The organism is Winslowiella arboricola, from assembly GCF_025527015.1.
Taxonomy (GTDB): Bacteria; Pseudomonadota; Gammaproteobacteria; order Enterobacterales; family Enterobacteriaceae; genus Erwinia; species Erwinia arboricola.
The window spans coordinates 298,371-311,879 of sequence record NZ_JAODIM010000041.1; the positions used below are offsets into that span (position 1 = coordinate 298,371).

The 13,509-nt window shown below is 54.6% G+C and carries 12 protein-coding genes; 6 read left to right on the forward strand and 6 right to left on the reverse strand.

Annotation, left to right across the window (positions count from 1 at the left end):
- The first annotated feature begins 17 nt into the window (after positions 1-17).
- Together N5923_RS13145 and N5923_RS13150 are read left to right on the forward strand one after the other, a co-directional pair.
- Positions 18-482 (forward strand): DNA polymerase III subunit chi, encoded by a 465-nt coding sequence (locus N5923_RS13145; protein WP_267142978.1) that lies wholly within the window; start codon positions 18-20, stop codon positions 480-482.
- Positions 483-487: 5 nt separating this feature from the next.
- Positions 488-3,343, forward strand: coding sequence for a valine--tRNA ligase (locus N5923_RS13150; protein WP_267142977.1), 2,856 nt, complete (start codon positions 488-490; stop codon positions 3,341-3,343).
- A gap of 41 nt (positions 3,344-3,384) precedes the next feature.
- Here the strand turns inward: N5923_RS13150 and N5923_RS13155 are convergent, their stop codons facing one another.
- A complete protein-coding gene (locus tag N5923_RS13155) occupies positions 3,385-4,410 on the reverse strand; it encodes a M48 family metallopeptidase (RefSeq protein WP_267143041.1) in 1,026 nt (341 codons plus the stop codon).
- Positions 4,411-4,414: 4 nt separating this feature from the next.
- Entirely contained in the window at positions 4,415-5,611 is a 1,197-nt protein-coding gene (locus tag N5923_RS13160) for a YjgN family protein (RefSeq protein ID WP_267142976.1), read from the reverse strand.
- 226 nt (positions 5,612-5,837) lie between these two features.
- Here N5923_RS13160 and N5923_RS13165 point away from each other — a divergent pair, with 226 nt between their 5' ends.
- Entirely contained in the window at positions 5,838-6,341 is a 504-nt protein-coding gene (locus N5923_RS13165; RefSeq protein ID WP_267142975.1) for a GNAT family N-acetyltransferase, read from the forward strand.
- A 74-nt stretch (positions 6,342-6,415) separates the two neighbouring features.
- Here N5923_RS13165 and mpl read toward each other — a convergent pair whose 3' ends face one another.
- A complete protein-coding gene (gene mpl / locus N5923_RS13170) occupies positions 6,416-7,768 on the reverse strand; it encodes a UDP-N-acetylmuramate:L-alanyl-gamma-D-glutamyl-meso-diaminopimelate ligase (RefSeq protein ID WP_267142974.1) in 1,353 nt (450 codons plus the stop codon).
- 167 nt (positions 7,769-7,935) lie between these two features.
- On the opposite strand from mpl, the gene fbp reads away from it, so the two are divergent.
- Positions 7,936-8,934 carry a class 1 fructose-bisphosphatase gene (gene fbp, locus N5923_RS13175; protein WP_267142973.1) on the forward strand — a complete coding sequence of 333 codons (999 nt, stop codon included), beginning with the start codon at positions 7,936-7,938 and terminating at the stop codon, positions 8,932-8,934.
- Between the two features lie 119 nt (positions 8,935-9,053).
- Here the strand turns inward: fbp and N5923_RS13180 are convergent, their stop codons facing one another.
- Positions 9,054-10,616 (reverse strand): methyl-accepting chemotaxis protein, encoded by a 1,563-nt coding sequence (locus N5923_RS13180; RefSeq protein ID WP_267142972.1) that lies wholly within the window; start codon positions 10,614-10,616, stop codon positions 9,054-9,056.
- 172 nt (positions 10,617-10,788) lie between these two features.
- On the opposite strand from N5923_RS13180, the gene N5923_RS13185 reads away from it, so the two are divergent.
- Together N5923_RS13185 and N5923_RS13190 are read left to right on the forward strand one after the other, a co-directional pair.
- Positions 10,789-11,205 carry a lysozyme inhibitor LprI family protein gene (locus tag N5923_RS13185; RefSeq protein ID WP_267142971.1) on the forward strand — a complete coding sequence of 139 codons (417 nt, stop codon included), beginning with the start codon at positions 10,789-10,791 and terminating at the stop codon, positions 11,203-11,205.
- A 52-nt stretch (positions 11,206-11,257) separates the two neighbouring features.
- A complete protein-coding gene (locus N5923_RS13190; protein ID WP_267142970.1) occupies positions 11,258-11,707 on the forward strand; it encodes a DUF441 domain-containing protein in 450 nt (149 codons plus the stop codon).
- Here the strand turns inward: N5923_RS13190 and N5923_RS13195 are convergent, their stop codons facing one another.
- The gene (locus tag N5923_RS13195) at positions 11,708-12,325 is read right to left on the reverse strand and encodes an ANTAR domain-containing response regulator (RefSeq protein WP_267142969.1); all 618 of its coding nucleotides are present in this window, start codon (positions 12,323-12,325) and stop codon (positions 11,708-11,710) included.
- On the reverse strand, positions 12,325-13,491 hold the full coding sequence (locus tag N5923_RS13200) for a transporter substrate-binding domain-containing protein (RefSeq protein ID WP_267142968.1): 1,167 nt from the start codon (positions 13,489-13,491) through the stop codon (positions 12,325-12,327). The genes N5923_RS13195 and N5923_RS13200 overlap by 1 nt, the downstream gene beginning before the upstream one ends.
- Positions 13,492-13,509: the final 18 nt, after the last annotated feature.

A 13,509-nucleotide genomic window follows, 5' to 3' on the forward strand; every position in this document is an offset into this window, starting at 1 on the left:
TATCACAGGCATCACCAATGAAAAACGCGACTTTCTATCTGCTGGAAACCGATACGCCGGTTGACGGTCTCAACGCCGTTGAAGCGTTGGTGTGTGAACTGGCGGAAGCACGCTGGCGCACAGGGAAGCGTGTGCTGATCGCCTGCGAAACGGAACAACAAGCGATTAAGCTGGATGAAGCCTTGTGGCAGCGTCCCGCCAGCGCCTTTGTGCCACATAATCTGGCCGGCGAAGGCCCGAAATATGGCGCGCCGGTAGAGCTGGCGTGGCCACAACGACGGGGAAACTCGCCGCGTGACCTGCTGATCAGCCTGCTGCCACAGTTTGCAGACTTTGCCACTGCTTTCCATGAAGTGATAGACTTCGTGCCACACGAAGATTCTCTTAAACAGCTGGCGCGCGACCGCTATAAAGCTTATCGCAGCGTCGGATTCCACTTGAATACGGCAGCTCCGCCTTTGCCCGGAACGACAACGACATAGCAGAAATGGAAAAAACATATAACCCGCAAGATATCGAACAGCCGCTTTACGAGCACTGGGAAAAGCAGGGCTACTTTAAACCGAATGGTGATACCAGCCAGGAAAGCTTCTGCATCATGATCCCGCCGCCGAATGTCACCGGTAGCTTGCATATGGGTCACGCCTTCCAGCAGACCATCATGGATACCATGATTCGCTACCAGCGCATGCAGGGCAAAAATACCCTGTGGCAGGCCGGTACCGATCACGCGGGTATCGCGACGCAGATGGTTGTTGAGCGCAAGATCGCCGCTGAAGAGGGCAAAACACGTCAGGATTACGGTCGCGACGCGTTTATTGAAAAGATCTGGCAGTGGAAAGCTGAATCCGGCGGCACCATTACGCGTCAGATGCGTCGTCTGGGTAACTCCGTGGACTGGGAGCGTGAGCGCTTCACCATGGATGAAGGCCTGTCGAATGCGGTGAAAGAGGTATTCGTTCGCCTGCATAAAGAGAACCTGATTTATCGCGGCAAACGCCTGGTGAACTGGGACCCGAAACTGCGCACCGCGATTTCCGATCTGGAAGTGGAAAACCGCGAGTCAAAGGGGTCGATGTGGCATCTGCGTTATCCGCTGGCTGACGGCGTCAAAACCGCCGATGGCAAAGATTACCTGGTGGTCGCCACCACCCGTCCGGAAACCGTGCTCGGTGATACCGGCGTGGCGGTTAACCCGGAAGATCCGCGTTACAAAGATCTGATTGGCAAATTTGTGCTGCTGCCGCTGGTGAATCGCCGTATTCCGATTGTTGGCGATGAACACGCCGATATGGAGAAAGGCACCGGCTGCGTGAAAATCACCCCGGCGCACGACTTTAACGACTATGAAGTCGGACGTCGTCACAAGCTGCCAATGATCAATATCCTGACCTTTGACGGTGATATTCGCGATACCGCCCAGGTTTACGATACCAACGGTGAAGAGTCGGCAGTCTATGACGGCGCGATCCCGGCTGAATTCCAGAATCTGGAACGTTTCGCCGCGCGTAAAGCGATTGTCGCCGCGGTTGATGCCCTTGGTCTGCTGGAAGAGATCAAACCACATGATTTGACCGTGCCTTACGGCGACCGTGGCGGCGTGGTTATCGAACCGATGCTGACCGATCAGTGGTACGTCCGTACCGCACCGCTGGCGAAAGTGGCGGTAGAAGCGGTTGAGCAAGGCGATATCCAGTTTGTACCGAAGCAGTACGAAAATATGTACTTCTCGTGGATGCGCGATATTCAGGACTGGTGTATTTCGCGTCAGCTGTGGTGGGGACACCGTATCCCGGCCTGGTACGACGAAGCCGGTAATGTTTACGTTGGCCGTAACGAAGCAGAAGTGCGCGCGGAAAATAATCTTGGTGCGGAGATTGCCCTGCGTCAGGATGAAGACGTGCTCGACACCTGGTTCTCATCCGGTCTGTGGACCTTCTCCACTCTCGGCTGGCCAGAAAATACCGACGCGCTGCGTACTTTCCACCCGTCCAGCGTGCTGGTGAGCGGCTTCGATATTATCTTCTTCTGGATTGCGCGCATGATCATGCTGACCATGCACTTTATCAAAGATGAAAATGGCAAGCCGCAGGTACCGTTTAACACCGTCTATATGACCGGTCTGATCCGCGACGACGAAGGACAGAAGATGTCCAAGTCAAAAGGTAACGTTATCGATCCACTGGATATGGTTGACGGTATTTCGCTGGAAGATCTGCTGGAAAAACGTACCGGAAATATGATGCAGCCGCAGCTGGCAGAGAAAATCCGTAAGCGCACCGAGAAGCAGTTCCCGAACGGTATCGAACCACACGGCACCGATGCGCTGCGCTTTACGCTGGCGGCACTGGCATCGACCGGTCGCGATATCAACTGGGATATGAAGCGCCTCGAAGGTTATCGCAACTTCTGTAATAAGCTGTGGAATGCCAGCCGCTTTGTGCTGATGAACACCGAAGATCAGGATTGTGGTCAGAACGGCGGCGAAATGGTGCTGTCACTGGCCGATCGCTGGATTCTGGCGGAATTCAACCAGACGGTGAAAGCGTATCGTGAAGCGCTGGATAGCTATCGCTTTGATATCGCGGCTAACATTCTGTATGAATTCACCTGGAACCAGTTCTGTGACTGGTATCTGGAGCTGACCAAGCCAGTGATGAACGGCGGCACAGAAGCGGAACTGCGCGGTACGCGCCATACGCTGGTTGAAGTGCTGGAATCGCTGCTGCGCCTGGCGCATCCGATTATTCCGTTTATCACCGAAACCATCTGGCAGCGGGTGAAAGTGCTGAAAAACATCAGCGACGACACCATTATGCTGCAACCGATGCCGGCATTTGATACGGCGAAGGTCGACAGCGCAGCGCTGTCGGATACCGAATGGCTGAAGCAGGCGATCACCGCGGTGCGTAATATTCGTGCTGAGATGAACATTGCGCCAGGCAAACCGCTGGAAGTGCTGCTGCGCGGCGCGAGTGCAGAAGTCCAGCGTCGGGTTGCTGATAACCGCAGCTTCCTGCAAACGCTGGCGCGTCTGCAAAGCATCACCCTGCTGCCTGCCGATGATAAAGGTCCGGTCTCCGTCACCAAGCTGATTGACGGCGCTGAACTGCTGATTCCGATGGCGGGCCTGGTGGATAAAGCCGCCGAGCTGGATCGCCTGGCGAAAGAAGTGACCAGGCTGGAAGTCGAGATTAACCGTATCGCCGGTAAACTGTCGAACGAAGGTTTTGTGTCACGTGCGCCGGAAGCGGTGGTAGCGAAAGAGCGTGAGCGCATGGAAGAGTGCGAGCAGGCTAAAGTGAAACTGATTGAACAGCAGGCGGTTATCGCCGCGCTGTAATCTGTAAACATCGTGGCCGGGCGCGCTTGGCCACGATGTGATTACAACCCTTCCGCCGCTTTTTTGATCGCCTCGATCCTTAACGGCATATCCGGATGCGTACTCAACCACTCAGGGGTTTTTACCCCAGGACTCCCCCGCTCCCCTGCCTGCTGGATCACAGCATACATTTTCGCCATCTCTGTCAGCGACCGTCCCTGTGCGGCCATCTGTACAATCGCCCAGTTATCAGCCTCACGCTCCATGCCGCGCGAAAATTGCAGCTGATGCAAAAACGCCGCCGACTGCAATAGCGTATCGCCAATGCCGCTGACATCACCGGTCATCCACATAAAGCTGAGTGATACCAGCGAGGATCGCACCAGCATGCGCATCGGATGGCGCCAGCGATGATGTCCCAGTTCATGCAACATCACCGCCGCCAGCGCATCATCATCTGGCGCCAGTTTTACCAGCTCATCGGTGATAACCACACTGCCATCCGCCAGCATCAGCGCGTTTGCCACACCGGGGAAGTGCATCAGCTTAAGCTGTGGCGGCGTGGTATCCTGCAGCCCGCTTGCCAGCAGCACGTCTGAGAACAGCCGTTTAACATGCCGCTGCCGGGCTTCAGGTAGCTGACTTTCCTGAAAACCGACCCGCTGCAACAGCTGGAAGGTCTGGCGACCAACCTGCTGTTCAACATAGTCAGGAATATGCAGCGCCAGCTGGCGGCTGGCGAACGGCAGCACTATCCAGATAGTCACCACAATCATCAACAGCGTGGCCAGCATCGTGGCGAATACACCACGCTTATTGCGCTCCAGACGGTGCACCCATCCCAGGCGTTGATGTTGCGTCACCCACTGACGCAGCTGAGCATCATCCTCAGGCACAAAACGTCCGCCGTCAGCAAAGGTGATGGTCAGTGGAATCGTGCCCAGCGCATCGGACAGGGTAATATCTTTCAACAGAAACTGAGTGTCCGCTGCCGCAAGGTGAAGGGAAAAGTGCTGTGAATACAAGCTGAGACGGGCAGTCTCGCGAGCTGCCCGTCCGGGGTGCTGATAGTAACCGCTAAGGTGCACCGGTTTAGATTCCGACGTTAAGATCAAAGGCCTGCACCATTTCTTCAGCTACGGCAGTGCCCGCTGAATCCTGATGTGCATGAACATCTGATAGTGACATATCGCCCTCAAGGGCAGTGGATTGCGCCAGATAACGCGCCAGACGGACTTCGGCAACGGGTGTGCCAAAACCCAGGGTAAAAATAACAATCAGCGTATTAGTTAGCAGCAATAACAGATAAGGAATAACCTTTAAATCTGACTTAAGCTGAACTTTATCGCCAACCCTGGTCTGCTGATACAGATAATTACGCTGCATTACCGTCAGCCAGGCAAAACTTACCATGGCGCCAATCAGCACGATGATATAAGCCAGAATCAGACTGGAAAATCCTTGCAGTGCCACACTCTGCATCATCGCATCATCACCACCATTCAGGGAGGAATAGAACAATGAAGCCATTGTGGCGCTAACTTTGATAGCGGCAAACAAGAAGAATGGCAGCATAATTAATATGCTAATAAATGCCATTTTAATATATTTCTTCTTACTGAGCGTTGCCCTGAAACCCTGACGACCATATTGCATATTGTTAACATAGAGATCGTGAGTCATGGCAGCCATAATGCCGCTTACCACTGCCCCTCCGACCACCAGCATCAATAGCGCCAGTAAACCGCCAATGACGACCATCGTCATACTGCCGGCACTGGCCGCCATGTTGCCCACCGCCCATACCATCAACCCAACCGGCACATAGACCGCCAGTAGCAGCAGAAGCGGGCACAAGTACATGACCCAGTAGGCGCGCCCCGTCTGACAATGATAGTTAAAACGCACACCACGATAGCTGGTCATCAGCGCGTTATAACGCCAGCTGCGGATAATAACCCATGGCAATAATGCGAAAAGCGCCAGTAAAAACAATGATGAAATAGTTGGCAATACAGCAGAAAGAATAAAGAATACTACTATGCCGACCATAACCAAAATACGGCCTTTTAAAAGATCAATCGGGCGCGCATGGTAATCAAAACGATCGCCAGCGATTTCAGTATTACCATAGAAGTAACGGCGACGACGCACTGTAGCCCAGGCGGAATAGATGCCAAGCGTTAAAATTGTCAGAAAAGCATTCGTCAGCCAGATAGAGAAGTATTCACCAGACTTCCCATGAAACAGCACTGAATGGCGCTGAATTGGATTGGTATTATCGGTCATAAATTTTCATCCTGAAAAAATACAAAACTGTTCCAGATTACTGGAAAATATATAAGCGGTTACTGTTTGCGCGACTATTTAAACATGGACGTTAGTCAGCGACAATAAGTATTTATTACTTAGTGCAAGGCGTACCTGCGGCAGATATCCTGCTGCAACAGCATTGCATCAGCCGCCCAGCGATGTTATTACACTCCATCATCAACATTTCTATTGAGTGAGCAGCATGATAACCGCAACTCAGGCTGGCGTGCGGGTACGCCCGATTACGCCGACAGACAATCCGCTTATCGCCCGGGTGATCCGCGAGGTTTCCGCCGAGTTTGGCCTGACGGCGGATAAAGGCTATACGGTTTCCGATCCAAATCTGGACCGTCTGTTTGAGCTTTACAGTGAAGCCAATAGCGCTTACTGGGTGGTCGAACTGGACGGCGTGGTGGTCGGTGGCGGTGGCATCGCGCCACTGCTATGCAGTGAACCCGATATCTGTGAACTGCAGAAAATGTATTTTCTGCCTGCGGTACGTGGTTTAGGTCTGGCGCGCACGCTGGCGTTGCAGGCGATGGCCTTTGCCGGCGAACGCGGTTTTAAACGCTGCTATCTGGAAACCACTGCCTCGCTGACGCGGGCGATCAAACTGTATGAGCAGCTGGGTTTCCGCCATATCGACGGCCCGATGGGCTGTACCGGTCATATTGATTGTGAAGTGACGATGATGCGGGATTTGTAGGGGAGCCGTTATCGGCTCCCGTATTATAGCGGGCATGGTGTTGTGCATCGGCACGGGCGGCGAAAACGCCGCCCCTACGACAAACGATCCAACAACTTCTGGTGAATACCACCAAAACCACCGTTGCTCATCACCAGCACCGTATCGCCCGGCTGCGCGACTTTCGCTACCATCTCGACCAGCGCATCCACATCCGAGCTCCAGTGAGCAGGCTGCATGCAGGCGTCAGCCACTTCCGATACCTGCCACGGGATATGATGCGGCTGTAACAGGAAGACTTCATCGGCACGGGCTAAGGCTGGCGCCAGGTCATCCTTGCTGATGCCCATCTTCATGGTGTTAGAGCGAGGTTCCAGCACCGCCAGAATACGCGCCGTTCCCCCCACCTTGCCACGCATTGCCGACAGCGTCGCCAGAATGGCGGTCGGATGATGGGCAAAATCGTCGTAAACTTTAATGCCGTTGCTTTCACCACGCAGCTCCAGACGACGGCGCGCATTGATAAAATCATTCAGCGCCCGACCGGCATCTTCCGGTTTCACGCCGACATGACGCGCAGCGGCAATCGCCATCAGGCCGTTATGCATATTGTGTTCGCCCACCAGCGACCAGTTGACCTCCGCCACCACTTCGCCATCAAGCCACACTTCCCAGTGTGAGGCGTCCGCTGACAGCTTCTTCGCCTGCCACTTGCCGCCGTCGCCAACATGCTCCTGCTCGCTCCAGCAGCCCATCGCCATCACCTGCTTCAGCTGCGGATCGTGCTCCGGCAGCAGAATTTTCCCCTGGCCCGGCACGATGCGGATCAGATGATGGAACTGCTTCTGAATGGCACGCAGATCGTCAAAAATATCCGCATGGTCAAATTCCAGATTATTCAGGATCAGCGTTCGCGGGCAGTAGTGCACAAACTTTGAGCGCTTGTCGAAAAACGCACAGTCATACTCATCTGCCTCAATCACGAAGAATGGGCTTTTTCCTAAAGTTGCCGAAACAGCAAAATTTCCCGGTACTCCGCCGATCACAAAGCCCGGTTCCAGCCCGCAGGCCTGTAAAATCCACGCTGCCATGCCAGCAGTAGTGGTTTTGCCGTGGGTTCCGGCCACCGCAATCACCCAACGGTCACGCAGCACAAAATCATGCAACCATTGTGGCCCGGAGAGGTAAGGAATGTTACGTTCCAGCACCGCTTCAACACAGGCATTACCACGCGTCATCGCATTGCCGATAATCACCAGGTCTGGCACCGGATCAAGCTGAGCGGCATCATAACCCTGAATTAAATCAATACCTTGCTCTTCCAGCAAAGTACTCATCGGCGGGTAAACGTTCGCATCAGAGCCAGTCACTTCATGCCCAAGCGCGCGCGCCAGCATCGCCAGCCCGCCCATGAAGGTACCGCAGATACCGAGAATATGAATACGCATAAAAGGTCCATTACTTTAGAGTTCGGCGCACAGTTTAGCGCCGAGTTACTCGGGAATAAACGGATTTGGACTATGGCCTTTGCAGTTCAATCGGCTAAACTGCGTACGAATACGTTAGCGGCTCGTCAAACTTGCTGCTACTCAACCGCAGATTCAGGGATTGTGTTATGAAAACGTTAGGCGAATTTATCGTCGAGAAGCAACATGACTTTCCTCACGCCACAGGTGAACTGACGGCACTTCTTTCCGCCATTAAACTGGGTGCGAAAATCATCCACCGTGATATCAACAAGGCTGGGCTGGTTGATATTCTCGGCGCCAGCGGCGTTGAAAACATTCAGGGCGAGCAGCAGATGAAGCTCGATCTGTTTGCCAATGAAAAGCTGAAAGCAGCACTGAAAGCGCGTGGCATTGTTGCCGGCATCGCATCTGAAGAAGAGGACGAGATCGTTATCTTCGAGGGCGTGGAAAACGGTAAGTACGTGGTATTAATGGATCCACTGGACGGCTCATCCAATATCGATGTTAACGTCTCGGTTGGCACCATCTTCTCTATCTATCGTCGTATCACACCGCCAGGCACCCCGGTCACGGAAGAAGATTTCCTGCAGCCAGGCAGCCAGCAGGTCGCAGCAGGTTATGTGGTGTACGGCTCATCTACCATGCTGGTGTATACCACCGGTTGCGGTGTCCATGCCTTCACCTACGATCCTTCGCTCGGCGTATTCTGCCTGAGCCAGGAACGGATGATGTTCCCGGAGAAGGGTTATACCTACTCAATTAACGAAGGGAACTATATCCGTTTCCCGCAGGGCGTGAAAAAGTATCTGAAGTTCTGCCAGGAAGAGGATACAGCGACTCACCGTCCTTACACCTCACGTTATATCGGTTCACTGGTGGCGGACTTCCACCGTAACCTGCTGAAAGGCGGTATTTATCTCTATCCAAGCACCGCCAGCCACCCACAGGGTAAGCTGCGCCTGCTGTATGAGTGCAACCCGATGGCGTTCCTTGCAGAACAGGCGGGTGGTAAAGCCAGTGACGGTAAAAATCGCATTCTCGAGCTGCAACCGGAAACGCTGCATCAGCGCAGTCCGTTCTTTGTTGGTAACGAAGCGATGGTCGACGACACTGAACGCTTTATGCGCGAGTTCCCGGACCAGTAAAGTGTCATATCCAGGGGAGCCGTTATCGGCTCCCCTCGGCCCTCCGGCGGGCGGCGAGAACGCCGCCATCATCGCAGGGGAAATTATCAGCACGGGCGGCGAGAACGCCGCCCCTACTGTCAGGTGGTATGTAGCTTAAATACCGCCATACTCTCCACCAGCTGCTGCGACTGCTCTTCCAGTGACTGCGTTGCCGCCGACGCCTGCTCGACCAGCGCCGCATTCTGCTGCGCCACTTCATCCATCTGCGTGACCGCCTGATTTACCTGCTCAATGCCGTGACTCTGCTCCTGCGAGGCGCTGGAGATCTCTTTCATCAGTGTAGTAACACGCATCACTTCGCTGGAGATCTCATCCATGGTTTCCCCGGCTTGCGTCGCCATCTGATTACCTTCGCCGACGCGGGTTTGTGATTCCGCAATCAGCACGCGGATCTCTTTCGCCGCATTGGCGCTGCGCTGCGCCAGTTCACGCACTTCGGTCGCCACCACCGCAAATCCCCGCCCCTGCTCGCCGGCACGCGCCGCTTCCACCGAGGCATTAAGCGCCAGGATATTTGTCTGGAAGGCAATGCCATCGATCACGCTGAGAATATCGGCGATACGCGCGGAACTGTGGGAGATTTGCTGCATTTTCTCGATAACATAACAGACCACTTCGGCACCACGATCGGCGGTATCGGAAACACTGCGCGCCAGCTGATGGGCATTCTGCGCGTTTTCCGCGTTGAGCCTCACCGTCGCAGTAAGCTGCTCCATGCTGGCAGCGGTCTGCTCCAGCGAGGCCGCCGACTCTTCGGTGCGCGCGGAGAGATTCAGGTTACCGGCGCTCAGCTCACGGCTGCCCACATCAATTTGCAGGCTGGCGTCGCGCACCCGGCTGACCGATTCCTGCAATGCAACCTGCATACTGCCTAAGGCGGAGTTAAGCCGTCCCAGCTCATAGCAGCCCCCTTGCGGCACCTGCTGGGTGAGATCTCCCGCCGCCACATACTCCAGATGCACCACGGCTCTATCCAGTGGTTTCAGCAGCAGGTTGCGTAAAATAAACCATGCCAGCACCACCAGCAGCAGCGTTAACAGGCAGCTGAAGGCGATCAGTATCTTCATCTGCAGTTCATTTTTCGCCGCTTGCGCCAGCTGGCTGGCGCTGACCTGATTGGCATAGTCACCAAACGCCGTCACCGCATCGCTAAAATGCATCGTGAGCGCGGTAATATTCCCTTCCAGCTGTTCGTAGTAAGCATCCACATCCTGCTTGTTCAGCGCGTTCACCAGCGGTGTAATACCCTTATCCATATAATTCTGATAGCTGCTGACCACCGCGTCCGCCAGCTGCTTGCCATGCGCGGTTACGGTACCGGCATCAACAAAGCGTTTCAGATCAATTTTCGACTGCTCAAGATAACCCAGCGCGCGCTTAACCTGGCTTGCCCCTTCATCGGTTAATCCCACTTCCATTTTACGAATCGCCAGTGCCGCCACGACACGCACCCGCAGCAGATTGCTGTTACTCAGATACAAACTATTCTGTTCGATGCCCTGAATACGGTTGATCGCATCCAGTGATTGGGTTCCTTTGTTGATTGCGGTAATGCCCATAATGCTGACTACCAGCAGCAGCAGCGTCATTAATGCCAGTAAAGCCAACAGCCCGGTACGGATTGAGATTTTGTTTAGCATGAGGTATTCCCTATTGCGGAAAAAGGCAAAAAATCCTGAAGCCTAAAAACGCACAAGTTATCGGCAATTCCTCCACTAAACTTTAACGATACTGGCGCTATTTTTATTGGCCCGCCACTACAGATAACCAACGCTTAACTAAATGCGTTATCAGAAATTACGGAATCAACAGATGAAAAAAAACCTGCTCGCCCTCTGCCTGGCGCTGCCATCTGCGGTCTTTGCTGCCAGCAACCCGATTGACAGCGCGCTGGAGAGCTGCCTGAACAGCAACTCATCCACCGTCGGCATGTCGCAATGCTATGATACCGCTAATCAGTCATGGGATAAGGAGATGAACCGCCAGTACAACTCGGTGATGAAAAAACTGAACAGTGGGCAAAAAGCCAAATTACGCGATGCGCAGCGTAACTGGCTGAAGTATCGCGACAGCTGGCTGACCGCGGCAAAAGGCTGGTATCTGGCAGAACAGGGCACCATGGCCGGACTGTCGCTGGGGGCGCAGGGAGTCCAGCTGATTAAGAATCAGGCGCTGTTGCTGAAATCGCTTAATCAGGGTAGCTGTGCGAATCCTGATGATTGTCAGTGAGATAGAGTGATAAGGTGAGGAGCACGTTTTTTTTCTTTTTCCGGAGCCACAGATGGCCGCGTACTCGTCGTTAATTATCCTGATTCTGCTCGGTGGACTGAGTTTTTTTGTCCATAACACTGCTGTCACCGTATCGATTCTGGTTTTGCTGGTAATCAAGATTACCCCGCTGTCGCAATTCTTCCCCTATGTGGAAAAACAGGGCATTACACTGGGGATTATTATTCTGACCATCGCAGTGATGGCGCCGCTGGCCAGTGGTTCGCTGCCCACCAGCACCTTGCTGAAATCGTTTCTTGACTGGAAATCACTGCTGGCGATTGCAGTGGGGATTTTTGTGTCCTGGCTGGGTGGCCGCGGCGTCTCACTGATGAGCAGTCAGCCAACCATTGTCGGTGGCTTACTGATTGGCACCATTATCGGCGTGTCGCTGTTTCGTGGCGTACCGGTTGGCCCGCTGATTGCCGCCGGTATCGTGTCGCTGTTTCTGATCAATAAATAGTCAGCCACCAGGCGCCGCCAGCAAAGTTTTCGCCAGCGCCAGATAGCCCTGACGATTCGCCAGCAGATCGATACTGAAGTGCTCGACGGTTTTTTGCTGCTGCATCGCCATGCGGCGCAGCAGGCTGTATGCGCTGTCTTCATCCAGCTCAAGCTGTTGCATCAGCAGAAGCTGGGCGGAAAACAGAAAACGCCGCGCCTTCAGCCGCTCCTCCTGACGTTGCAGCTGCGCGGTCAGCTCCTGCTGCCGGGCATCAGACGCCAGCGCCAGCGTGAAGGCAGTCATCACGCCATCAAAGCGCACCGGTTTACGCATATAACCGGAAATCTGCTGCTCGATAATCCATTGCAGACGCGATGGCGTCTCCATGGCGGTCAGGACAATTTTCGGTAACTCAGGCCATGGCAGGCGATGCGTCGGATGGAACAGCTGCGAGTTGTCGCCATCAAATATCACCAGCTGCTGGCCTTCAAAGGCTGCCGGCGGCGGAAAATGCTCATGAAAGCTGGCTTCGACGCCAAGCCGCGCGAACTGCTGCTGCAGATGCTGCGCATCACGCCCGTCGCAGCCAATGGCGCACACCTTCAGACCACGCATACGCACTCTGGCGCGGCTCATCAGGCGCTGCCCTCTTGCGCCAGCAGCGCCAGATCGACCCAGGTTAACCAGGGATCGGGTTTCACCGCCGCAGGCGCCTGCCAGAAGGTTTGCAGGACTCCCTGCTCACAGCGCGCCATATGCGGCGTCAGCCACGCATGATTATTATCGGCATCAATACGGACTTTCCCGGCTGGGCCGTCGATCTCATCCTGCCAGACCGCTTCACGCACCCCAACCACTTCGTCGCTGCCGCTGCGGTCGATAGCACGCGCCAGAAACTGTCCGGCCAGCCACGCGGCCTGCGAATCCACCGAAGGCGAACTCTGCTCGCCAAAGCGCTGTCGATAACGGCGCAGAAAGCGCTGGTTCTGCGGCGTATCGATTGACTGGAACCACACCGAAGAGACCAGATAGCCCTCCAGCGCTGCTGCGCCAATCAGTTTTACTTCAGGTTCACACAGCGTCAGGCTGAGTTTAAGCAGGGTGTCAGAGGCGAGAAAAGGATGCTGCTGTGCAGCGGCGTGCCAGGCGTGGTAGAAACGATACGCGGAGATCCCCACCAGCGTCGCCAGTACCACTTTCGGCCTTCTGGCAATAATATCGTCAATAATCGCCTGCACTTCGGTTTCCCCCAGCGGCAGCAGCTGGCTGGCCACCAGTTCACCACCGACCGGCTCAATCACTTCACGGGTAATACGATCAATTTCCCATGACCAGACATAGTTGGAGCCAACGTGGTAGATCTGCGGCTGATGGTGCTCCAGCAGCCAGCTGAGCATTGGAATCACATGCTGATTTGGCGCAGCGCCGAGGTAAATCACATTATTACTGCTTTCAAAACCCTCATAGCGCGCCGAGTGCCACAGCAGGGCATTGGCTCCTTCGATTAACGGCAGCATCACCTTACGCGAAGCCGAGGTGTAACAGCCGACAATATGGCGCACACCATGGCGATACAGCAGGTCGTAGCAATATTCGTAGTACTTATCCAGCGAACCGCCGGGATCGCAGACAATCGGCGCCAGCGTGAAGTTAAACGCCGGATCGGCATTAATCTCTTCAATCGCCAGCATAATGCCATTGACCATTTCGCGGCCAATTACGCCGTAATCGCCGGAGACGGAGTAGAGAATCCCCACCGGGATGACCGTTTTCTTATCACCGGCATCGCCGTTTAACTGCATAGGTCTCTCCTGCAAGGC